Here is a 24,423-nt window from a genome sequence, read left to right as displayed (position 1 = left end):
CAAAGTACGGTTTTTTAAACGGCAATTTCAATTTCAAAAATCAATATTTTCCACCATATAAGTTATATAAGATCATTTAATTTCTGCATTTACGCATACTTAAATTCCTTTTAATTATGCTCGTTGCTATGCGTTTCTACTTAGTTGAACTTATATCACTTATGTGGTGAAAATAAATTTAACGTTACCTTAAAATTTATTTGAAATTGTTTTTTGAAATTGCAATTATTATTCTTGCTTTTAAATTTGTAAGTTTGTAATCGCCTTAAATTCTTTCTTGTAAAACAGGTAACGAATTGTAAATCAATATGTCATTGCAAAATACTAACATCACTTCAAAAAATTATAAAAAGCTTTCTATTCAGGTTTCCCTGACCGGATTTTCTTTTTGTTGTTTTGATACCTTAAATAATACTATTACTTCGTTTAATGAAGTTCAGTTTGACACTACTCAAAAAGCAATCAAAATAGAAGAATCATTTAGTGATGCTTTTAAAAAATTTCCTGAATTAAAAGATACTTATGACGAAATTATGGTTATTCACAATAATAATCTTTCGACATTTGTACCAACCGCTCTTTTTGACGAAAATTATCTGGGAAGTTATTTGCAATACAATACCAAAGTTTTTGAAACTGATTTTTTTACGTTCGACAAAATTTCAAATTACGACATGAATGCTGTTTATATTCCGTATGTAAACATCAATAATTTCCTCATTGATAATGTGGGATCTTTTGATTACAAGCATGTTAACAGTATTTTAGTGGAGAAAATCCTTGAAGCTTCAAGAAATAACGACGATAAAAAAATGGTTGTCAATTTCAATCCGGGAAACTTTGAAATTATCGTAGTTCAAAATCAGAAGTTATTATTATTCAATTCTTTTGAATATCAGACTCCGGAAGATTTCATTTACTACTTACTTTTTACTGCCGAACAGTTGAGTTTAAACCCTGAGAGTTTTCCGCTTGAATTGTTGGGCACTATAGAAAAAAACGATCCTTTTTATGCCATTGCGTATAAATATATTCGTAATGTTTCCTTCCTAGATGTGAGCACATTACAAGAGAAAAATAACTTTTCAGCAGCACAAAATCAAAAACATTATATCTTATTTCAATCATGAGAATCATTTCAGGAAAATACAAAGGACGCCGCATTTTTCCACCAAAGAACCTTCCTGTAAGACCAACGACCGACATGAGTAAAGAAGCATTGTTTAATGTTTTGAACAATCATTTTAGTTTTGACAGCTTAAAGGTTTTGGACTTATTTTCGGGAACAGGAAATATCAGTTTCGAATTCGCTTCACGCGGAAGCGCGCCAATTACCTCTGTTGATGGTGATTTTGGATGCGTAAAATTCATCAAACAAGTTTCATCAGAATATGATTTTGATATCGCCGCGACTAAAAGTGATGTTTATAAATTTTTAGAAAACTGCAAAACTTCATACGACATTATTTTTGCAGATCCGCCTTATGGATTAGATCAGGCGGCATTTGAAAAAATAGTCCTGACAGTATTTGAACGAGATTTATTGCACGAAGATGGCATGATGATTATCGAACATTCCAAATATACCAAAATGGAGCATTTGAGTAATTTCTCTTTCCAGAAAAGTTATGGTGGTTCGTTTTTTAGTTTCTTCGAATTAAATTCAACCGATGACGATGAAGAATTACCCGATACTTCACTAAAAAAAGTTACAGAAGAAGACGAAGGTTAATTTCCTTTAAAGCATAAAAATGCCCTTGAAATTCAAGGGCATTTTCTTTTATCTAATTCTATTTGAATTTTCATCGATGTTTTTCTCTTTGAATTCCGTTTCTTTAATTTTTCCAAAAGAGTATCGAATTCCAATCGAAATTTCGTGCGCATCAACCAAATACCTTGATTTTGAATTGACGCCATTGATCGTAAATTGTTCTTTATAGATTGTATTCCTAAAGATATCATTGCAGTTCAATGTAATGTTCCAATTCCTGATCTTTTTCGAAACTGACATATCCATTATAAAATTGGCACTTCTTTCAAAAACACCCTTGTTTTGCTTGGTAGCACCCCACCAGCCAACTACAAAAGTATAATCTTTTGGGAATTTGAATTCGTTGTTTGAATAATAATAGAGGTATGGTGTTGAAGACAAAAAAACCGCAGATGAATCTTCAATTTTCTCTAAAATAAAAATAACAGAATTGGTCGTTGTCCAGAATTTATAATTGAATGGAAGTTCAAAGTCAAGACTTATACCTGATTCCTTATCTAAATTTACTTCTTTGAAAGTCATTATGTTATCATCTTCATCATAAATAAAACTACTGTAAACCGGATTTTTATTCTGATAATAACTCAGCTTGACCGATTTGTCGTGATATTGAAAAGTCGATGCAATTTCGTTAGTAAAAGTCGGGTCTAAATTGATATTTCGAGCGTACAAAAAATAAGGATTTATATACGTTGCACCCTGGCTTAATGAAGAATAATTAGGTCTCAAAATACTTTTAGCATAATTTACACTAATACTTTTTGTGCTGTCAATAGGAAATGTAAACTGTGCTTTTGGAAAAAAGTTAGTGTAATTTTTATCTATCAACGGTAACAAATCCGTTTTAAACTTTCCGTTTACATTCGTGTTTTCAACCCGAACTCCAACAGAGAAATCAATCTGCTTAATTTTCCCTGAAATTTGACTGTATCCGGCTAAATTTTCCTCTTTAAAATCATAATGACTTATTTCATTTGTATTGGTTTCATAATAAAAAATATCAAAATCAGATTTTGAATCTGCGGCTGAATACAATCCACCTATCTCAAATTTAATTTCATTTTTAAGCTTTTTCTCCATGTCAATTCTGCCGGAAAAAACATTGACTTTAAACTTCTGATCACGAATCTGAGCCAATTCAAATTGTGTATCATTAAAATTATTCTGAACCTGACTCCAGGAAGTCTGATCAAAATTAGAATATTGCAAACCAGTAAATAGCTGTGTATCTATCGATTTTATCTTCTTATTATAATTAAAAAAAGAATTCACAAAGTTCTTATCACCATCATTATCGCTATACGTCACCACATTATTTACAACCTCCTGGTTTTTATTTTGTGTTATTGTATTGATAGGAAAAGTGTCCTTCTGCAGTTTACTATTTATATTAAATGAAAAAGAATCCTCGTCATTTATTTTGTAAAATAGACCACCACCAAAAATAAACTGGGCTCTTTTCGTGAAAGCCTCCACATCATAATTTGAAGTAATATTTGCCAGCGGAATCTCATAAGCAATGGTGTGACTTTCCCATGGCTGCAACTGATTATAATTGAAATTAGCTTTCCATTCAATTTTATTTTTTTTGAAACTGGAATTAAATCCGAGGTAGTTATTATAGTCTTTTTTAAAAGAAGCTACTTCTGAAATCTCCGTTCTGAAACTGTCTTTTTTACTTAATTTTCGTGTAATCAAAATCACGGCACGGCCTTCAGCTTCATACTTCGCAGATGGATTCTGGATGATTTCAATTGTTTTAATATCGGCGACAGCCAAAACATTTAAATCGTTCATCCCAACTTTTTGATTATCAATATAAATCAGCGGATTCCCTTTTCCAACCACTGAAATACTTTCACGATCGGCACTAATTTGGACAGTCGGCAATTTAGCCAACAAGTCTAAAGTATTCGGAATTGCATTGTAAATCGAATTGGCAACATCCAATTTTATATTTCCATTCTGATTCGAAAATGCTTTTTTATTTTGGGTGATAATAACTTCATTCAGGTCATTTGAAATACTGTCTTTTGGTGTTTTACTCTGGGCGGTTCCTAATAAAGAAAAGCAAAAGATCAATAGGATTATAAAGAGTTTTAGAGGCAAATAAATATTCATTTTAAAAGATTTTGGTTTGAGATGCTGCAAAAATGCTTCTAAAAAGAGCTACTGAAAGTTAATTGAAGGTTAATGCGGTGTTAATGCTCAAATTGTATCATAAAAGCTTTATTTTTGGGATGAGAAAATTTGCCCACAGATTTTAGTGGTCAGCGTGCGTTAATTTCACGCAGATTATGCAGATTGAAGCAGATTTAAAAAGATCAATTTTAATCTGCTAACATCATTTTTAAATCTGCGTGAAAAATAAAATAATCCGTTTCATCCACGGGCTAATAAAACAATGAAACAAAGAATCAATTTATTAATAGCATTTTCAGTTGTCGCGCTAATCGTGTTATCGACAGTGCAATGCTATTTAGTAAAAACCACTTACGACTATAAAGTGGCGCAGTTTCATACTGAGATCAAAAATGAAATTGCACAGATTACAAATAATTACAGCGATATTGATTCTATACTTGTTGCTAAAAAAGAAGCACTTTATAAAGATTTATCAGAGAAATATATTCAGCAAAAAACGACTAAACTAAATTTTAAAAACAGCATTTTAGGGCCTGAATTTCAGGATGTGCTGACACAAAAAATCCAACGTAAGTTTGAAAGAGAATTGCCTGATCTTAAAATTGATTTTGCAATTGTATTGAATAAATTTATTCTGTACCGAAACACAAAAAAAGCAGATACTATTTTCTCCGAAAAGCCTTTTATTCAAAACAAATTATATGGTAATTTAGCCTCTTTAAATCATGCTTTTTTAGTTCGGAGTTATGTTGGAACAACCAACGGAACATTTGAAAATCAGGATTATAATTTATTAACAGAAGATTCCATGTACATTTCTGTTATCGATTGGGAGATGATTATTTTAAGAAGAATGACTTTTATCCTGATACTTTCGCTTCTTTCGATTTTAACACTAATAACACTTTTTGTAATTGCAATCAAAGCTTTAATCAAACAGAAAAAAGTGAGTGATGTCAAAACTGATTTTATCAATAATATTACACACGAACTTAAAACACCTTTAGCAACTTTAGGAATTTCGACCAAAATTCTGGAGCAAAAAAACATTCGTGAAAACGATGAAAATTTCAACGCAATTGTCAATACTATTTCACGTCAGAACAATCGTTTGCAAAGTTTAATCGATCAGGTTATGGCGAATTCACTGGCGGAAAACGAAATCGAATTACAGAAGGAAAAAATAGAAACCGAAGATTTTCTGCTTTCCATTGTAAATGATTTTAAAATTACGTTTCCAAAAATTAATCTTAAAACCGATTTTCAAACTCAGAAAACAATTCTAATTTTAGATAAATTCCATCTGACAACCGCTTTTTTAAATGTTTTGGAAAATGCTGTTAAATATGGTTCATCAACGATTACAATAAAAACCAGAATTATTGAAAATCAGTTTTCTATCAGTATTGAAGATGACGGAATCGGAATTGAAAAAAACAAGCAATCACTTCTTTTTGACAAGTTTTATCGCGTACAACAAGGAAACCTACACAATACAAAAGGCTTAGGTTTAGGTCTTTATTATGTTGACCAAATTGTAAAAGCGCATCAGGGCTCTGTTAACGTTGTGAGTGATTTAGGAAAAGGAACTCAGTTTACTATTTTATTAAAAGTTTAATTACCTTATTTTGAAAAAATTACTTTTAGCTGAAGACGATTTTGATTTTGCAGCCATTTTAAAACAATATTTAGAACTGCATCAATTTGAAGTAATTTGGGCAGAAAATGGAGAAATAGCTCTAGACTACTTTAAAAACCAAACTTTTGATATTTGTATTTTTGATGTAATGATGCCCAAAATGGACGGGTTTTCATTGGCCGAAAAAATAATCACAATCAATCCTGAAATTCCATTTATTTTTCTAACCGCAAGAAAGTTAAAAGAAGACAAAATCATTGGCTTAAAATTAGGTGCAGACGACTATATCATAAAACCTTTTGAAGTTGACGAATTGATTTTGCGTTTGCAGAATATTCTGAAAAGAATCGAACAAAAGAGAACTCTCGAAGGAAATAATATAATTGAAATTGGTTCTTATATTTTTGATAATGAGAGACTAACCCTCAATAATAAAAATCACGTCCAACAGCTCACAGAAATGGAAGCTTCTCTTATTGAGTATTTGTATCTAAACCATAACCAGTTATTAAAGAGAGACCAAATTTTAATGTCTGTCTGGAAAAAAGACGATTATTTCTCAGGCCGAAGTATGGATGTTTTTATCAGCAGGCTTCGAAAATACTTTAATTCAGATCCGAAAATCAGTATTGAAAGTATTCGTAATATTGGGTTAGAATTTAAAATAGGAAAGCCTTGATAAATCAAGGCTTTCCTATTTTTATAAATGAAAATTAATTTCCAATTACCCAGCCTATACTAAAGTTGATAATTGGCACAAATTCAGTATCATATTTATCAAAATTCACTCCCGGACCTGCACTAAACTCCAAATTAAACTTTCTTTTGTAAGTACGCTGTAATCCCCAAAGTGCTCCCACTGTAAACGATGGAACCGATTCTCTATAATCGTCGTTTGTCGAAATAGATTCAAAATTATAAGCGGCAAGTAAGCCAAGATAATTTCCAGAATTAAAAGCAGTTCTCTTTCCTTTTGCAGCTCTTTTCTCTAGATTGTAATAATGACGAAATTGTTCAACGATTTGTGGGTAAAAAGCAAAATTTGAATCGTCAGAATTCGTTGAAAATCCTAAACCTAAGCTGGCTTCAGAATACAAAGTGTTTTTAGCATCAAAACCATGTTCCCAAACAAAGCCTGGTAAAAACATATTAACTTTAAACTGATTTTTTTGAACAGCTGTTACTGCTTCATCCTGTCCATAAGATGCATTAATTAAAAAGGCAAATAAAATAACGAATAGGTAATTTTTTTTCATTGTTGGTTTTTAAATGGTTACGACAAAAATAGCATTTAAACCATACAATCAAATTAAAAAATGAAATATTTTCTTACAGCACAACACATAAGGCCTGTTTAATTAAGGTCAATGAGATTTACCAAATAAAAAACACTTTCGACTGCAAATCATATAATTTCTCTAAGTAATTGTATAACACCTGTAAAGTTTTAAGAAAGTAAATTTGATAAACATTAAAAATCAAAATCATGAACCTAAAAAGATTATTTGGAGGAATACTTACCATTCTTGGAATTGTAGGTCTTATTTATACAGCGGTTATTTTTGCTGATACTTCAGGAGGAGAGCGAGATATTAAATCGCTTATTATTTACGGAATACTTGGAATCGTTTTCTTTACATCCGGAATTAGTTTAGTACGTACTACAAAAGACGAATCGTAAACGGTTGTAATTTTACAATAATGCATTTGCGATCTTTTCATAAAGAGGAGTTGCAACACCATATTTTAAACCTTCGTTGACTACAAATTGGGTCAACGAAGTTACTTCTGTTTTTCTATTGGCCAGCAAATCCCTGTGCATGGACGAAGTTGCTTCTTTTGGCGATTTTTCTAATTTTACAATGGTTTGCGCTACAATATCTTCTGGCAAATGCAGACCTTTTGCTTTTGCAACAGCTTCAATTTCTTGAAGCAGCGCCAAATAAACCTCCAATGATTTCTTTTTCTTTAAGATTTCCCCAATATTCTGATTCAGATAGGAAGTTGCTGAAGCCAACGCAGAAATAAAAATGAATTTTTCCCAAACTGTTTCTTCAATATTTTCTACTATATAACTTTCAATCTTAGCTTTTTGCAAAATGTTTTGCAAGTCTTGTAGTTTGTCAACCGAAGTTGTTTTCGTACCAAAAAACAGCTTTTCATAAAAACCCATTTTCCGAATTGTTCCTGGCGAAATAATCATCGAAACAATATATACACAACCTCGCAGAATATCATTTTCAGGAAATATTTTCTGAATTCTTTCCGGAGCATCAACACCATTGTATAAAGGAAGAATTACCGTTTTTGGCGAAATACATTTTTGTAGCGAAAGTAAACTTTCTTCAATATCATACGTTTTGGTCGCACAAATCAAATAATCTAAAACTCCAATTTCGTCGGGATCATTCGAAACCAATTTTGGAAAAACATTCATTTCAGATTCGTCCGTAACAATTTTCAATCCGCTGTCAGCGATTGCTTTTTGGGTTTCTCCACGGGCTATAAAGATAACTTCAACTTCCTCTGATTTATAATAAGCTTTCGCCAAAAGTCCACCGAAATATCCTCCAACACCACCTAACCCTAAAATTCCTATTCTCTTCATAATAATATTTTTTTTGCCACGAATTTCACTAATTGGCACTAATTTTTAGATGTTCTAAACATAAACTTGTCATTTCGACGCAGGAGACTCGAGCGATAGCGAACAGACGAAGTAAATCACACAAGGAGCTACGTCTTGATAGTTCAAATCTTTGTCGAGTTTCGTTTGTGATTTCTCCTGCGTCGAAATGACAACCCCGAGAAAAAATCCGTGTAAATCAGTGCTTTCGCGATAGCGAATCCGTGTCATCCGCGTACCATCACGCAAGCTACTCCTCCACAACAGGATCCAAATTCAGTTCCGTAAAATCACGCTCGGTTTTCGAAATTATAATCGTTGCTACAGTATTTCCAATTATGTTTGTAATCGCTCTTGCCTCACTCATAAATTTATCAACGCCCAATAAAAAGGCCAGTCCTTCAACCGGAATTTTATGAATCGCCGTCAAAGTCGAAGCCAGAACAATAAAGCCGCTTCCGGTCACGCCCGCTGCACCTTTTGAAGTAATCATCAAAATCCCGATTACACTCAGAATCTCAGCAAAACTCAAATGAACATCATACAGCTGAGCCAAAAATATCACCGACATCGACAAATAAATCGAAGTTCCGTCCAAATTAAAAGAATAACCTGTCGGAATCACCAAACCGACTACCGATTTACTACATCCCATTTGTTCCAATTTTACCATAATACTTGGCAAAGCAGCTTCAGAAGACGATGTTCCAAGAACCAATAAAAGTTCTTCTTTGATGTATTTTAGAATCGAAAGAATATTGATTTTATAATATCTCAGAATACTTCCCAATACAAAAAACACAAACAACCCCATCGTTAAATAAACGCAAAGCATCAATTTTCCAAGCGGAATCAAAGTCTGTAATCCGAATTTACCAATTGTATATGCCATTCCTCCAAAAGCACCAATCGGTGCGAGATACATCACATATTTCAATCCGGTAAAAACCACTTTCGAAAAACGTTCTAGAACCAGAATGGTCTGTTCTCTTTTTTTGTAAAAATTCAATGCAATTCCACACACAATTGCTGCCAGTAAAACCTGCAAAGTGAAATTAGAAAGGAAAAACTGGAGCCACGAAAAGTTCTCCGCTGCAGGATTGGTATATTTACTCGCATCCTGCAAAGCCAAACCCGATTTGTCAATTTTTCCGGGTTGAAAGAAATACGCAACGCTCACGCCAATCGCCAGCGAAATGGTCGAAACTACTTCAAAATAAACCAAAGCTTTCACGCCAATTCGACCTACTTTTTTCAGGTTTCCCATTCCGGAAATTCCCAAAACGATAGTTAGAAATATAATCGGGCCAATAAATAACTTGATAATATCAACAAATGTCTTGCCGACAATTTCCATTTTCACACCATTTTCAGGAGAAAAATGTCCTAGTAAAACACCAGCAATAATGGCAATTAAAACCCAAAAAGTAAGATTGGTAATAATAGCGTGAAAAGTACTTTTCTTTGGAGATTTAGCAGGATTTGGAGCAGTTATATTCATGAAATTTAGTTAGAGAGTTTCACAAATATATAAAAAATGCAGACCTATAAGCCGGATTCTGTCCCTGATAAATCAGGGCCTTATCATTTATCTAGATTCCGAATTGCTTCGGAACTCAAGCTACCTACCCTTCAACAACGGACGAGAAGCCCTTAAATGCTGATATACTTGGTATTTCACCGCATAGAGTTTACCTGGTTTCACTACAGCATTACCTGTACATACTTTCTGTTGCACTTGTCCTTGCGCTATTGCTAACGCCGACGGGTGTTACCCGCTATGCTTCTCTGTGGTGTCCGGACTTTCCTCCCTCCCGATAAATCGGGACGACGATAAGGCGGTCTGCGGCGCAAAAGTAGCGATTTCTCCACTAAGAATAATGATTTTAAATTTTAGATTTTTGGCATATTTTCATAACAATTTAATTTTAAATTAGTTACCTTTAAAATCCATAATTTTAAAATTCATTTACTATGACTAAAATGTATCATTACGCAACTGTCTCAAAGGCTTTAGATCAATTGAATGAAAAAGGATTTACATGTGATTTTAATCGAAATGCAGACATGATTAAAAAAAATCCTGAAAAGTTTGAAATTGTTCATGTGTATCGATACGAAGGGGAATCAGACCCAGGCGATGAGGCAGTTGTATACGGAATTAAATCGAATTCGGGCAAAAAGGGCGTTTATGTAGCAGGCTTCTCCGCCGACTCCGATCAGGAAACTGAAAAATTTTTATTTGCTTTGAGCATAAAGGGCAGGTGATTTTTCAGGAGCTAATCCTGCTATCTGCTTGTATTTTTTCCTTGCTAAAGAAGCAAGAAAAAGGACACCTCCCGAGAATTCGGGACTATCAGGGCTAGGCCACTTGGTTTCATCAGAAAAATTTGTTTTAACCACAATCTTGTCTTTGCGAGGAACGAAGCAATCACATTTGCTGAACAACTTTGATTATCGTAGTGCGGTTGCTTCGTTCCTCGCAATGACATAAAATGAGAATAAAAACTTTGCGCTCTTTGCGGTTAAATAAAAACAAAAAAGTCTATCATAAAAATGACAGACTTTCAAAACAACACGCAATTAAAATTACGCCGTTGGTATCTTCAATTTCCAACCTGGCTGAATCAGGTCCGGATTTTTAATAATGTCTTTATTGGCTTCAAAAATATCTTGCCACGAAACACCGTGCGCCTGCCCAATTCTTGATAAAGAATCTCCACTTTTCACGGTGTATTCTGTAGTTGTTCCTTCCGCAACTGCAATATTCATCACTACATCAGCCGATCTGTAATCGGGATCTAAAGTTCCGTAGCTGTCCCAAAGTTTCTCTTTGTCATCTGCCGATTTTGCTGTTCCGTCAATATACAAAACATTATCCTGCTCTCTTACTTGCAAATCTGCTATACCCAAAGTAGAAGCCAAATCTGTTAACTCTTTATATTTTTCCTGTAAACTCATAACGCATTATTTAATAGTTAATTTGTTTTCTACTTTTTTAGGTTTCAATTCCTGAACACTTTGGATAAGAGGAGCCAACTGACTTCTTTTAATTTCTCCCGAAAGCGTTACCACACCACCGACAACAGTAGCACTAACGCCATCATAAGCTTTTACAACTTTACCTACTGATTTATCTAAATCGGCATCCGAATTAATTACGACAGCCGCTGCAGGAGTTTCTACATTCGGAACCGGAATCTGGCAATTATTCACTACAGACTTCACGCCTTTAACTGCTTTCACCGAACGCTCAATATTTTGTTTAAAAGCATCATCATCGCAGGTTCCTACAATCGTAGCAACACCTTCATGCACAGTTACCTTAACACTTGGAGTATCGCTTAATTTTTCACTAATTTCTTTTTGAATATCCGCATCCTTTGGTGCGCAGGCAACTAAGGAAAGAGCGAGACTCATTCCCAATAAAATAGATTTGATTTTCATAATGATATTTTTTTTAGTTTATTAATCTTTTAAAGTTAACAAATTAAAAATCAATATTTTACACATTAATATTATCAAATTTATATTATTTCCAGTTTTTTGTATTTAGTAAAATGTGAGACATGAAATATAAATGTGGTTAAAACTAATCCAAGTAATCCGGCGGAAACATTTGCTGTCCATATTTCTCAAAAATTGCCATTATTTTCTCCTTCATTTCGCTTTCTTTATTTGATAAAGCTGTCTCCATAAATTCAGCCATTTCTTCAAACAAATCATCCAATCCCGCAGGTGTCACCGTGCATAAAAGTTTAGCAGGATGATCACTCAGGTTTTTAAAACCGTGAACAATTCCGCCTTTTGGGATATTGACGAAAGACCCTTTTTTCGCCACATAACTTCCTAATTGCGATTTAAAAGAAACCTCGCCTTCCAAAACAAAAAATGTTTCTGTAAAATCTGCATGAGCATGCGGATTTGGACCAGCTCCCGGAGGAACCGACATTTCGATTACAGCATATTCTCCATCGGTTGTTTTCCTGAGATAATGATTCGGTAATTTCCTCCGGCAATATTAAGTTTATGACCTTCGGTTTCGTTGACGGTTATGATTGGGTTCGGAGTTTTCATTTATTTAATTTATTTTTAGGTTCTAATTCTGATAGGTTCTAAAATAAACAACAACTCTTCCAACTCAGTCATTGGCATTTTTACAACCGATTCTATTTGAGATTCATCAGAAAAAATAACTAAAACGCCTTCATTATCTTCTTCATAACCCATAGGCTTAAACGAATAGAATGGAACTGTTATCGGGATTTCTTTTTTCCCATCTTTAAACCAGCCATAACTAGCTTCGTAAATAATTTTATTTTCTAATACTTCAATCGTTTCTTCACCGTAAGTATTCCATAAAGAAAGCCTAAGAAGATAAAACCCCATTAGAGAAAAAACCCCTATTCCAATAAAATAACCAAAATGTAATCCGTTTCCAGTTAGTACACCAATAATAGTTCCCATCACTGGAAAAACAAAAAAAGCAAACGCAAAAAAGAACATTACAATTCTAACTGCCAATGGAGATTTTTTAACTTTTAAATTTAAAATATTATTACTGAAATTATATTGCCGCATGTTTCTGATAATTAGTTTTTAGAATCAAATTTAAGAAAGGAAAAATATCAAAATTCAACTGAAGGCGATCGATCTTCACCATGACTTAAAAATATCAATTCTTTTCTATTTTGTTTTATGCACACTTCATTATACTTTTTAACCGTTACAAGAATTTGATTTTCTATTTCTGTTAAACGATCATATAGAAAAATTATTGATTTTTCACTTTTGAGTTTAATATCAGATTCCAAACTAACTAAAATTCTCACTAAATGAATATTCAATGAATCATTAGTTTGTTTTACTTTAGTAACTTCCTCTTTATTTAATACTTCATTCTCGCATATCTTTTTTAATTCATTAGCGTAAATTAAAGTTTGCTCTAATTCTGACTTATCTATTTTCTTTGACTTTTGAACTTTAGACTTAAATTCTAAAACTATTTCAGTTTTAACTTTAAATTGCTCTTTTAATGCAGTCCATTTTTGATTTATTTCTGATTGATCTTGAGCGAAAATGTTTAGATTTTGAAAAAGAAAGATTATAGTTATTACGATTATGTTTTTCATTTATATTTTAATTATTTAAAATTGCTGTCACTTACCTTTTCATTAGTTAATTTACAAAGGAAAAGTCAGTCTTGCTCGGATTAAAAATAGTACATTTTTATTCAGTTTCCTTATTTACATTCTATAAATACCATAAATAATTATTTACGTCGATGTCTTCCTTAAATTCTGTAAACCATTTTAATAATCATATAACTATCTTATTTCTAAGCAAATGTATTTTTACAAAAAAAAACAGAAATTATGATACATCAATTAAAACCTTCGATATTAGTTGAAACACCGTTAGGAACTGGTCAGGCTATTTTTCTTATCGATTACGGAATGCATCAAAATACTTGTTGGGTCGTAGCCTTACAAGAAAATGGCATAATAAAACATTTTGACTGCAACGATGTAATTCTTTCAACTAATTATACTTATGGAATGAATCTCAGAAAAAATAATTTTAAAGAAAAAAAAGATGCTTCTAAGTAATTTGAAATCCATTTGACAAGAGTAATATTGTTATTTTTTGATGTAACCTTTAAAGAATAAGAGCTTACTTCCTCATATTCAAAACAGTTAAATCTTTCAATTTTTAAATTTTTAAATCATTAAATTATACTCTATATTTGCTATCGAATAAAATCAGAATATGGAACAATTTGTAGTATCGGCTCGTAAATATCGCCCGCAAACCTTTAAGGATGTTGTAGGTCAGAAAGCCATTACAAACACTTTGCTGAATGCCATAGAAAGCAATCACCTTGCTTCTGCCCTTTTATTTACAGGACCACGTGGAGTTGGAAAAACAACCTGCGCGCGTATCTTGGCCCGTAAAATAAACCAGCCAGGATATGACGATCCAAATGAAGATTTTGCGTTTAACGTTTTTGAGTTAGATGCGGCTTCAAACAACTCGGTTGATGACATTCGTAGCCTGATTGATCAGGTTCGAATCCCGCCACAAACCGGACAATACAAAGTGTATATTATTGACGAGGTTCATATGTTGTCTTCGGCAGCTTTTAATGCTTTTTTGAAAACATTGGAAGAACCGCCAAAACATGCTATTTTTATTTTAGCAACAACAGAGAAACACAAAATTATTCCAACGATTTTATCCCGTTGTCAGATTTTTGATTTCAAGAGAATTACCGTAAAAGATGCTAAAGAACATTTGGCTGAAGTTGCGGCAAGTCAGGGAATCAATTTTGAAGACGATGCTTTGCACATTATCGCTCAAAAAGCTGATGGTGCAATGCGTGATGCTTTATCGATTTTTGACCGTGTGGTTTCGTATTGCGGAACTAACTTAACACGCCAGGCTGTAACGGAGAACCTAAACGTTTTAGATTACGAAACTTACATCAGCATTACCGATTTACTTTTAGAAAATAAGATCCCGGATCTATTAATTGCTTACAACGAAATTCTTGCAAAAGGTTTCGACGGACACCATTTTATTGCGGGTCTGGCTTCGCATTTCAGAGATTTATTAGTGAGCAAAACGCCGGCAACTTTGAGTTTACTTGAAGTTGGGGAACAGGCACAACAAATGTACGGTGTACAAGCACAAAAATGTTCCCAGGATTTCTTACTTAAAGGAATAGATATTGCGAACGACTGCGATTTAAAATACAAATTGAGTCAGAATCAACGTCTTTTAGTCGAATTATGTTTGATGCAATTAGCCTCTATCAACTTTGATGGAGAAAAAAAAAAGTTGAGCAATTCATAATTCCGCCTACTTATTTTAAAAACGGAGGTTACTCAATAGTCGAAAGTCCAAAGTCAAAAGTCCAAAGTACTGAAGTCCAAAGTCCAAAGTCAAATATCGAAAGTTCTGTTGGAACTGAAAATGTAACGCCGAAGATTGAAAACTCACCAAATTCTGCTGAAACTCAAAAAACTACTGAAGCTCCTGTAAACCCTTCAACTGAAGATCAGCCTAAGAAGGTTTCTGCATTTTCGCTCGCGAGTATTCGTGCGAAAAGGGAAATGGAAGAAAAGAGTAAATCTTATGTAAAACCTTCCTCTGTTTTGCCTACGGAAGAATTTACCGAAACCGAAATGTTAGTGCAATGGAATAAATATGCACAGCGTTTGGGGGATAAAGGTTTAAAAATCATGGAATCGCTTTTACTGATTAACGATCCAACTTTAAACGGAACCGTAATCACACTTGAATTACCAAATGAGGGTTCTAAATTAGATTTCGAAAGTCAGATTCACGGGCTTTTAGGACATTTAAAAGGACATTTACACAATCACGATATTACAATTGAAGTAGTTGTAAATGAGGCTGTCGAAACAAAAAGAAGTTTCAACGATCAGGATCGTTATAATCGCTTACTGGAAATCAACCCAAATATTGAACTCTTGCGTTCAACTTTTGGATTGGATTTGCATAGTTAACTTACCCTTAGATTATATAAAGCTTAATCTTTTGAAGTGAAAACCTTCTCAATTCTTTTATCGGGAATCAGCCATAACATTGCTACTGTAAAATACGCCGCACCTGAAATCCATTCATTATAAAATGACGCAACGATGCCGACGACATATAAAATAGAAGATCCGTGTCCTTTTAAATCTTTACCGATCACTTTGGCTAATGTTGAATTTTCTCCTTCACTACGAATTATAACCCTTTGCAAAATAAAATAAGACAGGGAGCAAAATAACAATACAACGCCATATAATGTCAAAGAAGCTTTTGCAAAATTATGTTCGCCCATCCAGCCTGTTGCGACCGGGATTAAAGACAACCAAAAAAGCAGATGTAAATTTGCCCATAGAATTTTTCCGTTCATTTTGGTTAGACTGTGGATTAAATAATGATGATTGTTCCAATAGATTCCAACATAAATAAAACTCAGAATATAACTCAGAAACTTCGAAATAAGCGGTTTTAAATCGGCGAACTCATCGCCGTGCGGCACTTTAATTTCTAAAATCATAATCGTAATTATGATCGCTAAAACGCCATCACTAAAAGCTTCGAGTCTGGTTTTATTCATGTTTTTTATAATTATTGTTGGCTGAGATTTTTTTTGCCACAGATTAAAAAGATTTTCACAGATTTCTTTAATCTTTTTAATCTGCGGAATCTGTGGCTAATCTTTTCTATTAAATTTTGCCGTAATACATTGCTTTTACGATACCGTCTGAAAGTCCGATTTTAGGAACATAAATCTGACGTGCTCCACTCCATTTCATGGCATTCAGATAAATTCGGGTTGCGTGTATAATTACATCGGCACGGTCGGAGTTTAGCCCTAATTCGGCAATTCTTTGTTCGTACGTCAATGAATTTAAAAAGGCGTATTGTGAATTGATGTAAATGTATGAAAGCGGTTTTTCCTGTTGTTTTCCAGACATTTTAAACAATTTATTGATGTTTCCTCCAGAACCAATTAGGGTAACTTCATCATAATCTGCGGTATTGGTTTTAATCCATTTTTCGATTTCATCCCAAACCACATCGCAAACCATACCATTTAATAAACGAACTGTTCCGGCTTTGAAAGATCTTGAATTAATCATTTTTCCGTCAGCGAAAAGCGTAAATTCAGTACTTCCACCCCCTACATCTACGAATAAATAGGTTTCATCAGTTTTTAATAAATGATGCAAATCGGTAGAAGCAATAATAGCTGCTTCTTTTTTACCATCAATAATTTCGATTTTAATATCTGCTTTTTTCTTAATTAGAGCGACAACTTCTTTAGCATTATAAGCCTCGCGCATTGCCGAAGTTGCGAACGCCATATAACGTTCTACTTTATGTACTTTCATCAAAAGGTTGAATGCTTTCATGGCATCAACCATTCGATCTGTATTTTCTTCTGAAATTTCACCTACAGTAAAGGCGTCCTGCCCCAAACGAATTGGCACACGAACAAGGGAACTTTTATTAAATTGGGGTTCTTTACCTTCTTGTTCTACAACATTCGATATCAGCAGCCTCATGGCATTCGATCCGATATCTATTGCTGCAAATTTTCTTATTTTAATCATGCTCACTTATGATTTGAAATTGGTTTTGGTTTTTAATTTATTTTTTGCGGAATCTCTTCTAATACCGCAATTTTGTTCTGATAATACTTGTAAGTTTCAATTTGAGCTCTAAAAGGGGCATGATGATTTCGTGGTTTGTACTTATTATCTAATTTATAGGAATGATATCTCACTTTAACATTCCCTTTCCATGCAATATTAAAATTATCTATAAGTTCTTTTTTAATTTCAAGATCATAAATCGGACAGGTTACCTCAACTCTTCCATCAAGATTTCTGGTCATAAAATCGGCTGATGAAATATACACTTCGGTCAAACCGGCGTTTCCAAAAATATAAACTCTTGAATGTTCCAGGTAATTATCAACGATACTGATGGCTTCAATGTTTTCGCTCATGCCCGGAATTCCCGGAATCAGAGAACAAATTCCTCTTACCTGCAACTGAATTTTTACTCCGGCATTACTGGCTTCATATAATTTATCAATCATTTTAAAATCAGACAAACTATTCATTTTCAATTTAATATGAGTTTTTCTACCAGCAAGAGCATGTAAAATCTCACGATCAATCAGCTTTACAAATTTGGTTCTTGTATAATGTGGCGATACGATTAAATGCTTATATCTATGTACTCTATAATTGATATCGAAAAACTCGAATATTTTAGAAATGTCTTTCAGAATTCCCTGATTGCAAGTAAACAATGTGACATCAGTATAAATTTTTGCCGTTGCTTCGTTGAAATTTCCTGTTGAAATAAAACCATAACGACGTGTTTTTCCGTCTTCAACTCTTTCGATCACACATATTTTACTGTGTACTTTCAAGCCTTTGATTCCGAAGATAAGTTCTATTCCTTCTGTCTGCATTTGCTCTGCGTACGAGATATTCGTTGCCTCATCAAAACGCGCCTGAAGTTCGATTTGTACCGTCACTTTTTTACCATTTTTTGCGGCATTAATCAGCGAACTGATGATTTGCGAATTCTTGGCTAAGCGATACAAAGTGATTTTAATACTTGTAACTTTCGGATCTAAAGCAGCTTCACGTAAAAATTTTGTCAGATATGAAAATGACTGGTATGGAGCATGTAATAAATAATCTTTTTTATTGATTTTCTCCAAAATACTTCCGCCTAAACTTAATCCTGGAATTGGCAATGGTTCATTTGGTTTATAGAGCAAATCGTATCTTCCTAAATTCGGAAAATTCATGTAATCGCGACGATTATGGTATCTTCCTCCCGGAATAATACTGTCTGTTTCTACGATTTTCATTTTATCAAGAAAGAAACGTAATGTATCTTCTTCGATTAAATTATCATAAATAAAACGAACAGGCTCCCCTATTCGACGGTCTTTTACTGAAGTAGCAATTTTCTCGAGCATACTTTTACTCAAATCACTATCAATATCCAACTGTGCATCACGGGTAATTTTGATCATGTGGGCGCTTACACTCTTATAGTCGAAAATGTTAAATATATTTTTCAGATTATGACGAATAACATCATCAATCAGGATTACATATTGTTTATCATCGTTAGACGGCAAAACTACAAACCTGTTAATTGTCTTCGGAATTTCGATAACCGCATAACGTATTTCGTCATCCTTATTCATTTCTAAACGAACGGCCAAATATCCTAAAGTATCTTTCAGGATAGGAAATTCGGCTAAATCATTCAGGATAATAGTAACAAGTTCGGGGCTTAGCCTTTGAGCAAAAAAGTCTTTTAAAAACTTTTGCTGATGTTCTGTAATCTGGGTTTCGTTTATGATGAATATGTTTTCAGCTTCAAGTTCAGCTTCAATATTACCTAAAATACGAAGACTTTCAGATTGTTGCTGAATCACGATTTCGGTAATATCTTTTACTAATTGATGTGCAGAAACACCTCCTAAATATTTTTCGCCAGAAATTCCTGAAAGGCTTAATCTTCTGATTGCGGCATAGCGAACTCTAAAAAATTCATCTAAATTGTTTGAAAAAATTCCAACAAAACGCAATCTGTCTAAAAGTGGGACTGTGTTATCTGCGGCTTCCTGAAGCACTCTTGCATTAAACGCCAACCAACTTTTTTCTCTATCGATATATTTCTGTTCGTACACTTTATTTATTTTAAATCTTTGGGGAAAATTGTTTTATGAGTTTTACCTTTATTTAGCTGATCCCAGCTTTCAGTATCAAATTGAAGTGATACAAAACCTGAAGTCGGGACGTTTTCGATAAATACATCCCCAAATTTATTAACAAAATTTGTAATAGCCTCGTTATGTCCGAAAAGAATAACGCTTTCTAAACTATTATCACATGATTTAATAACGTTTTCGAGCTGTTTATCATCAAAAGTATAAAGGTCGTCCTTAAAAATAATACTTTCGATGGGGTATGAAATGTTTTGGGCAAAAATGAGGGCCGTTTCTGAGGCACGGGCCGCACTACTACTCCAAATTATATAGGTTTTAGGGAGAAATTTTGAAATGTTTGCTGATACATCATGCGCGTCTAAAATTCCTCTTTTCATTAACGGTCTGTCAAAGTCTTTTAAAGGTGCTTCCCAACTTGATTTAGCATGACGTATTAAGATTAAATTTTTCATAGGCTGAAGTATTTAGAAACATCAAAAAAAGAAGTTTTACATTATTTAAGTTCTAATTTACAAAAGAAATTTAAATAGTTCTCATTTTTTTATTTTGTTAACATTATTCTTAAAATTTTAACAAGAAAAAATAAAGCAAAAAATTAACATTTCCAAGAAAATCAAATTCGGGATTTTTTGCAAAAAGTGTACTTCATCTGTTAAAACGATCACTTAGTCGATATTTTATGTATTACTAAAAAATTAACTAAATGACTGATTATTAATCATTTATAATGTTTTAAAATTTGCATTTTTAAGCAAAAAAACAAAAATTTTAAGGTGATTTATTTGTTAGAATTGTGTCAAAAAATTGTTTTTTTTATCATTATTTAACAAAAAAAAGTCATTTCAACGAGTTTTTAGGTTAGTTGCAGACAAAAAAAACCATTATAAAAGAGACTATATAACTTTGATTCTGTTAAAATTTACCAAATACCCTAAACAAAATCCTAAGTTATGAGAACTAAAACTACTCTTGTAAAAGCAGTAAAATTTGTAAGCAATTGTAAGTTTATTTTTTCCTTCAAAAAAAATATCTTCCAGAAAAACATTTTTCCTATACTGCTTTGTTTTTTTACAGCATCTTCATTTGCTCAGACTAAAAATATCGACTCTTATCTAACTTCTGGTCAGGATTCTGATATTGCTCACCTCAACCATCTTTTGTATGACTTACAATCTGCTGTTTATTATTATTCAGATGAAGGCTCAGCAAAAGTATACGGAGATAATCCAACGGCATTATATACTGATATCAGTTCTATAGCCTCAATTGGCTCAGCATCAATAGCAACTAATGATATCGAAATTGCAACGATCAAAATAGAAAACACTTCAGATTTATATAAAAGCATAAATCTGACTTCATTTTCAGGTTTTGCAAAATTGAAATACATCTTCATTATATCAGAAGTTCAAACTAGTGAAACTGTCATTCAAAACTTGATTAAAAATGACAGTGCAAAGTATGTTATTATTTATAAAATTTCAATAGGCGGATAATTTAAAAGCGATCATTATGAAAAAATTATACTATCAATATTTAGCAATTTGTTATTTATTTTTGATGTTATTAGGAAGTGCTTTTACTGCAAACGCACAAGTTATCGTTCCTTTTAAAGAAAGAACTTCCTCTTTTTCTCCTACGACAAAAACATATCATATAAAAGGAAACTTTACTATGATGGGGAATACCAATTTGACTTTGCTGAATTATAATCCTACTACAACCAATGGTAACAACCAAATGAAGTATGTTGATATTGACGGAGATAACACTACATTGAACTCGTCATCATCAACACTGGTTTTACCAACTGACAGCGGTACAAATGTAGGCTGTTCTAAAGTTGTATTTGCAGGTTTGTATTGGACTGGTAGAGTTTCTAATGCGAATAACAGTCCTAACACTTTTTCGGCAACAAACGGAACATTGACTAAAACTTTAGATAAAAGAAAAATTTCGTTTAAAGGACCTTCAGCTTCTGGTTATGATAGCTTTACCGCAACTGACATTTACTTTCCAACCAATACAAATGGAAATATGTTTACAGCATATGCAGAGGTAACAAAGTATGTTCAAGATCATGGTACTGGAGAATATTTTGCAGCAGATATCGCTGCAACACAAGGTAACGACGGTGGAGATATTGGAAAATATGCAGGATGGGCTTTGATTGTTGTTTATGAAAATTCCAGTATGAAAAACAGAGATATTACCATTTTTGATGGACATGCTTATGTGAGAGAAAGTCAAACTCTAAGTTATACGATTCCGGTTTCAGGTTTTAACAGTGTAGCCACAGGAGCTGTTGGAATAAAACTAGGAATAATGGCAGGTGAAGGTGATGTGAATTATGATGGTGATTATTTTCAAATTCAAAAATTAAATTCGGCTAATTATTTAACTTTAAGCCGTACCGGAAATACTACGGATAATTTCTTTAATTCATCTATTCAAACAGGGGGAAATGCCAGAAACCCCCTTTTAGTGAATAATTCTGGTATTGACATCAGTATGTTTGATTTACCTAATGCTGCAAAAGACATTATTGGCAACGGTCAAACCTCCACTACCTTTAAATACGGATCTGACACTGATACTTATACCATTTTTGCAATTGCAATGGCCGTAGATGCCTATGTTCCTGAAATGGAAGCGACTTTAACCGCAACAACTATTAATAATGCTCCGGCAGGAGCTGCTCCTTATACGGTTTTACCTGGTCAGGAATTAGGTTATAAATTACAATTAAAAAACAGAGGAACTGAAGCGATACAAAACACTAAAATTGTAATACCAATTCCGTACAATGCCACTTTTGTGCCCAACAGTTTGATTAAAACCATAACTCCTGGCTATCCTGCACCTCTTCCGAATAATTTAACCTATGAACCAACAGTTGGTGCGAATGGTTCTATCGTTTGGGATTATGGTACATTAGCACTTCCTTCTGATCCAAATACAGTATTAGCGGAATTAACATTTAAACTTAAAGCGACTGAAAATTGTGCGTTACTGAAAAACTCAAACTGTAGTAATATCATTCAGGTCAATGGTTTAATGAGTGGTACCGGCGTAACTTCAACCGTAAGTGTTAGTAATAAACCATTTATTTTAGGCTATACTACCAGTGGCAGTTGTAGTGGAGTCGCAATTTCGGCTCCTTTAGAAACTACTATAAATGCAGCTGCTTATATCAATGCAAATTGTCAGGCAACACCTTCTATAATTGCATTCACTTTTTGTAGTGCGGGAACAACAATTCCTATCACAGATGTAATAGGTTCATTCCCTACAGGATCAACATTTTACAATGCATATCCAGTAGTGTCAGGAACAACACAATATACGATTAACAACCCGTTTCCTGCAACAGCCGGAACTAATACATATTATGCGATTCCTCCGGGAGCATCAAGTGGTTGTTATTTCCAATTTACAATTACAATCGAAAATATTACTACAAAACCAACTGTAATAACACCTCTAAATTATTGTATTGGAGATGTTGCTGTTCCATTAACGGCAACACCAACAAAACCAGAATATACACTTTACTATTATCCAACAAATACATCTTCGGCACAATCAAGTTTTACTCCCCCAACAGATGTGGCAGGACAATTTACTTACTATGTTGCTGAAGGAAAAACAAATTCGTGTATTGGACCTAAGACACCAATTGTAGTCAATGTAACTGCCAAACCAACTGTAGTTATTACAACACCAGCACCAATTTGTGCACCGGCAACTACTCTTGATCTTCGTGCATCAGCAATTACTGCAGGAAGTACTTCGGGCTTAACATATACGTACTGGACAGATGCCGGAGCAACAGCTTCACTTGCAAATCCAGAGGCAGCAGTTCCCGGAACGTATTATATTAAAGGAACAACTCCATCAGGATGTTTTGATATCAAACAGGTTATTGTAACTAAAAGTACAGTTGTAATAACTGAAGTAATTGCTTCACATGTAAATGTTTTATGTAATGGTGGAGCAACTGGATCAATAACAATAAATGCTGCAACTGGCGGAGTAGCACCTTACACATATTCATGGAAAAAAGGTGTAGATGCATTTGCGGGTAATGTAACAACCCTAACAGCGCTAAGTTCTGGAAGTTATGAAGTAACTGCTACAGATGCTAATGGCTGTTCTGGAAAACTAACAATTGAGATTACTCAGCCAAATGTGCTGACTGCAACACCGGGTGCTCAAACTAATGTACTTTGTAACGCAGGAACCAATGGTTCTGCAACTGTTAATGTTACTGGCGGAACCGGAGCATATACTTACTTATGGGCACCAACAGGAGGAACTGCAGCAACGGCTTCCGGTCTTGCAGCGGGAACTTACACGGTAACAATTAAAGACGCAAATCTTTGTCAAACAACGCAAAGCTTTACCATTACTCAGCCAGCTGCGTTAAGCGTGACTCCGAGTCAAACTAATGCAAGCTGTAATGGCGGTGCAAATGGTACAGCAACTGTAGCGGTAACAGGCGGAACCGGAGCATATACATACTCATGGTCACCTTCTGGCGGAACTGCAGCAACGGCTTCCGGTCTTGCAGCGGGAACTTACACGGTAACAATTACAGACGCTAATCTTTGTCAAACAACGCAAAGCTTTACCATTACTCAGCCAGCTGCGTTAAGCGTGACTCCGAGTCAAACTAATGCAAGCTGTAATGGCGGTGCAAATGGTACAGCAACTGTAGCGGTAACAGGCGGAACCGGAGCATATACATACTCATGGTCACCTTCTGGCGGAACTGCAGCAACGGCTTCCGGTCTTGCAGCGGGAACTTACACGGTAACAATTACAGACGCTAATCTTTGTCAAACAACGCAAAGCTTTACCATTACTCAGCCAGCTGCGTTAAGCGTGACTCCGAGTCAAACTAATGCAAGCTGTAATGGCGGTGCAAATGGTACAGCAACTGTAGCGGT

At 34.0% G+C, this 24,423-nt stretch carries 24 protein-coding genes and 1 other RNA gene; 11 read left to right on the top strand and 14 right to left on the bottom strand.

Annotation, left to right across the window (positions count from 1 at the left end; all coding sequences use genetic code 11):
* Window positions 1-308 precede the first annotated feature (308 nt).
* Window positions 309-1,130 (top strand): DUF3822 family protein, encoded by an 822-nt coding sequence (locus tag J2X17_RS17970; protein WP_310301209.1) that lies wholly within the window; start codon window positions 309-311, stop codon window positions 1,128-1,130.
* On the top strand, window positions 1,127-1,732 hold the full coding sequence (locus J2X17_RS17965; protein WP_310301206.1) for an RsmD family RNA methyltransferase: 606 nt from the start codon (window positions 1,127-1,129) through the stop codon (window positions 1,730-1,732). The genes J2X17_RS17970 and J2X17_RS17965 overlap by 4 nt, the downstream gene beginning before the upstream one ends.
* A 48-nt stretch (window positions 1,733-1,780) precedes the next feature.
* Here J2X17_RS17965 and J2X17_RS17960 read toward each other — a convergent pair whose 3' ends face one another.
* Window positions 1,781-3,892, bottom strand: coding sequence for a TonB-dependent receptor domain-containing protein (locus tag J2X17_RS17960; protein WP_310301204.1), 2,112 nt, complete (start codon window positions 3,890-3,892; stop codon window positions 1,781-1,783).
* 283 nt (window positions 3,893-4,175) lie between these two features.
* Here J2X17_RS17960 and J2X17_RS17955 point away from each other — a divergent pair, with 283 nt between their 5' ends.
* Together J2X17_RS17955 and J2X17_RS17950 are read left to right on the top strand one after the other, a co-directional pair.
* Complete coding sequence (locus J2X17_RS17955; protein WP_310301200.1) at window positions 4,176-5,534, top strand: sensor histidine kinase; 1,359 nt, start codon at window positions 4,176-4,178, stop codon at window positions 5,532-5,534.
* A 10-nt stretch (window positions 5,535-5,544) separates the two neighbouring features.
* Window positions 5,545-6,234 carry a response regulator transcription factor gene (locus tag J2X17_RS17950; protein ID WP_310301195.1) on the top strand — a complete coding sequence of 230 codons (690 nt, stop codon included), beginning with the start codon at window positions 5,545-5,547 and terminating at the stop codon, window positions 6,232-6,234.
* A 34-nt stretch (window positions 6,235-6,268) separates the two neighbouring features.
* Here J2X17_RS17950 and J2X17_RS17945 read toward each other — a convergent pair whose 3' ends face one another.
* Window positions 6,269-6,811, bottom strand: coding sequence for a DUF3575 domain-containing protein (locus tag J2X17_RS17945; protein ID WP_310301192.1), 543 nt, complete (start codon window positions 6,809-6,811; stop codon window positions 6,269-6,271).
* A gap of 230 nt (window positions 6,812-7,041) precedes the next feature.
* On the opposite strand from J2X17_RS17945, the gene J2X17_RS17940 reads away from it, so the two are divergent.
* Window positions 7,042-7,236 (top strand): hypothetical protein, encoded by a 195-nt coding sequence (locus tag J2X17_RS17940; RefSeq protein ID WP_026984339.1) that lies wholly within the window; start codon window positions 7,042-7,044, stop codon window positions 7,234-7,236.
* A 12-nt stretch (window positions 7,237-7,248) separates the two neighbouring features.
* On the opposite strand, the gene J2X17_RS17935 is transcribed toward J2X17_RS17940, so the two are convergent.
* From J2X17_RS17935 to rnpB, 3 genes are all read right to left on the bottom strand, one after another.
* Window positions 7,249-8,163: a ketopantoate reductase family protein gene (locus J2X17_RS17935; RefSeq protein ID WP_310301188.1), complete on the bottom strand. Its 915-nt coding sequence runs from the start codon at window positions 8,161-8,163 to the stop codon at window positions 7,249-7,251.
* A gap of 268 nt (window positions 8,164-8,431) precedes the next feature.
* Window positions 8,432-9,682, bottom strand: a complete 1,251-nt coding sequence (locus tag J2X17_RS17930; protein WP_310301186.1) for a cation:dicarboxylate symporter family transporter — start codon at window positions 9,680-9,682, stop codon at window positions 8,432-8,434.
* Between the two features lie 31 nt (window positions 9,683-9,713).
* An RNA gene (gene rnpB / locus J2X17_RS17925) (RNase P RNA component class A) lies at window positions 9,714-10,031 on the bottom strand.
* A 124-nt stretch (window positions 10,032-10,155) separates the two neighbouring features.
* Here rnpB and J2X17_RS17920 point away from each other — a divergent pair.
* Complete coding sequence (locus J2X17_RS17920; protein WP_310301183.1) at window positions 10,156-10,449, top strand: SH3 domain-containing protein; 294 nt, start codon at window positions 10,156-10,158, stop codon at window positions 10,447-10,449.
* Between the two features lie 321 nt (window positions 10,450-10,770).
* Here the strand turns inward: J2X17_RS17920 and J2X17_RS17915 are convergent, their stop codons facing one another.
* The 5 genes from J2X17_RS17915 to J2X17_RS17895 form a co-directional block, all read right to left on the bottom strand.
* Window positions 10,771-11,142, bottom strand: a complete 372-nt coding sequence (locus J2X17_RS17915) for a LysM peptidoglycan-binding domain-containing protein (protein ID WP_310301180.1) — start codon at window positions 11,140-11,142, stop codon at window positions 10,771-10,773.
* Window positions 11,143-11,148: 6 nt separating this feature from the next.
* Window positions 11,149-11,628, bottom strand: a complete 480-nt coding sequence (locus tag J2X17_RS17910) for a BON domain-containing protein (RefSeq protein WP_310301177.1) — start codon at window positions 11,626-11,628, stop codon at window positions 11,149-11,151.
* A 145-nt stretch (window positions 11,629-11,773) separates the two neighbouring features.
* Window positions 11,774-12,133, bottom strand: a complete 360-nt coding sequence (locus tag J2X17_RS17905) for a cupin domain-containing protein (protein ID WP_310301175.1) — start codon at window positions 12,131-12,133, stop codon at window positions 11,774-11,776.
* A 140-nt stretch (window positions 12,134-12,273) separates the two neighbouring features.
* Window positions 12,274-12,705 (bottom strand): hypothetical protein, encoded by a 432-nt coding sequence (locus J2X17_RS17900; RefSeq protein WP_310301172.1) that lies wholly within the window; start codon window positions 12,703-12,705, stop codon window positions 12,274-12,276.
* A 104-nt stretch (window positions 12,706-12,809) separates the two neighbouring features.
* Complete coding sequence (locus tag J2X17_RS17895) at window positions 12,810-13,313, bottom strand: LemA family protein (protein ID WP_310301169.1); 504 nt, start codon at window positions 13,311-13,313, stop codon at window positions 12,810-12,812.
* A 243-nt stretch (window positions 13,314-13,556) separates the two neighbouring features.
* Between J2X17_RS17895 and J2X17_RS17890 the strand changes: the two genes are divergently transcribed.
* From J2X17_RS17890 to J2X17_RS17880, 3 genes are all read left to right on the top strand, one after another.
* The gene (locus J2X17_RS17890; RefSeq protein WP_310301166.1) at window positions 13,557-13,790 is read left to right on the top strand and encodes a hypothetical protein; all 234 of its coding nucleotides are present in this window, start codon (window positions 13,557-13,559) and stop codon (window positions 13,788-13,790) included.
* Between the two features lie 160 nt (window positions 13,791-13,950).
* Window positions 13,951-15,036, top strand: coding sequence for a DNA polymerase III subunit gamma/tau (dnaX, locus tag J2X17_RS17885; protein WP_310301164.1), 1,086 nt, complete (start codon window positions 13,951-13,953; stop codon window positions 15,034-15,036).
* 260 nt (window positions 15,037-15,296) lie between these two features.
* On the top strand, window positions 15,297-15,713 hold the full coding sequence (locus J2X17_RS17880) for a DNA polymerase III subunit gamma/tau (RefSeq protein WP_310301161.1): 417 nt from the start codon (window positions 15,297-15,299) through the stop codon (window positions 15,711-15,713).
* Window positions 15,714-15,736: 23 nt separating this feature from the next.
* Here the strand turns inward: J2X17_RS17880 and J2X17_RS17875 are convergent, their stop codons facing one another.
* The 4 genes from J2X17_RS17875 to J2X17_RS17860 form a co-directional block, all read right to left on the bottom strand.
* The gene (locus J2X17_RS17875; protein WP_310301158.1) at window positions 15,737-16,318 is read right to left on the bottom strand and encodes a TMEM175 family protein; all 582 of its coding nucleotides are present in this window, start codon (window positions 16,316-16,318) and stop codon (window positions 15,737-15,739) included.
* A gap of 109 nt (window positions 16,319-16,427) precedes the next feature.
* Window positions 16,428-17,318 carry a Ppx/GppA phosphatase family protein gene (locus tag J2X17_RS17870; protein ID WP_310301155.1) on the bottom strand — a complete coding sequence of 297 codons (891 nt, stop codon included), beginning with the start codon at window positions 17,316-17,318 and terminating at the stop codon, window positions 16,428-16,430.
* 32 nt (window positions 17,319-17,350) lie between these two features.
* The gene (ppk1, locus tag J2X17_RS17865; protein WP_310301152.1) at window positions 17,351-19,432 is read right to left on the bottom strand and encodes a polyphosphate kinase 1; all 2,082 of its coding nucleotides are present in this window, start codon (window positions 19,430-19,432) and stop codon (window positions 17,351-17,353) included.
* 5 nt (window positions 19,433-19,437) lie between these two features.
* A complete protein-coding gene (locus J2X17_RS17860; protein ID WP_310301147.1) occupies window positions 19,438-19,923 on the bottom strand; it encodes a SixA phosphatase family protein in 486 nt (161 codons plus the stop codon).
* Window positions 19,924-20,421: 498 nt separating this feature from the next.
* Between J2X17_RS17860 and J2X17_RS17855 the strand changes: the two genes are divergently transcribed.
* Together J2X17_RS17855 and J2X17_RS17850 are read left to right on the top strand one after the other, a co-directional pair.
* The gene (locus J2X17_RS17855) at window positions 20,422-20,967 is read left to right on the top strand and encodes a hypothetical protein (RefSeq protein WP_310301145.1); all 546 of its coding nucleotides are present in this window, start codon (window positions 20,422-20,424) and stop codon (window positions 20,965-20,967) included.
* Between the two features lie 16 nt (window positions 20,968-20,983).
* Window positions 20,984-24,423, top strand: a 3,440-nt coding sequence (locus J2X17_RS17850) for a hypothetical protein (protein WP_310301143.1), incomplete at its 3' end; no start/stop codon positions are given.

The organism is Flavobacterium aquidurense, assembly GCF_031458035.1.
GTDB lineage: Bacteria > Bacteroidota > Bacteroidia > Flavobacteriales > Flavobacteriaceae > Flavobacterium > Flavobacterium aquidurense_C.
The sequence above is the reverse complement of the archived record's forward strand: the minus strand, read 5'-3'. Positions and strand labels throughout refer to the sequence as shown.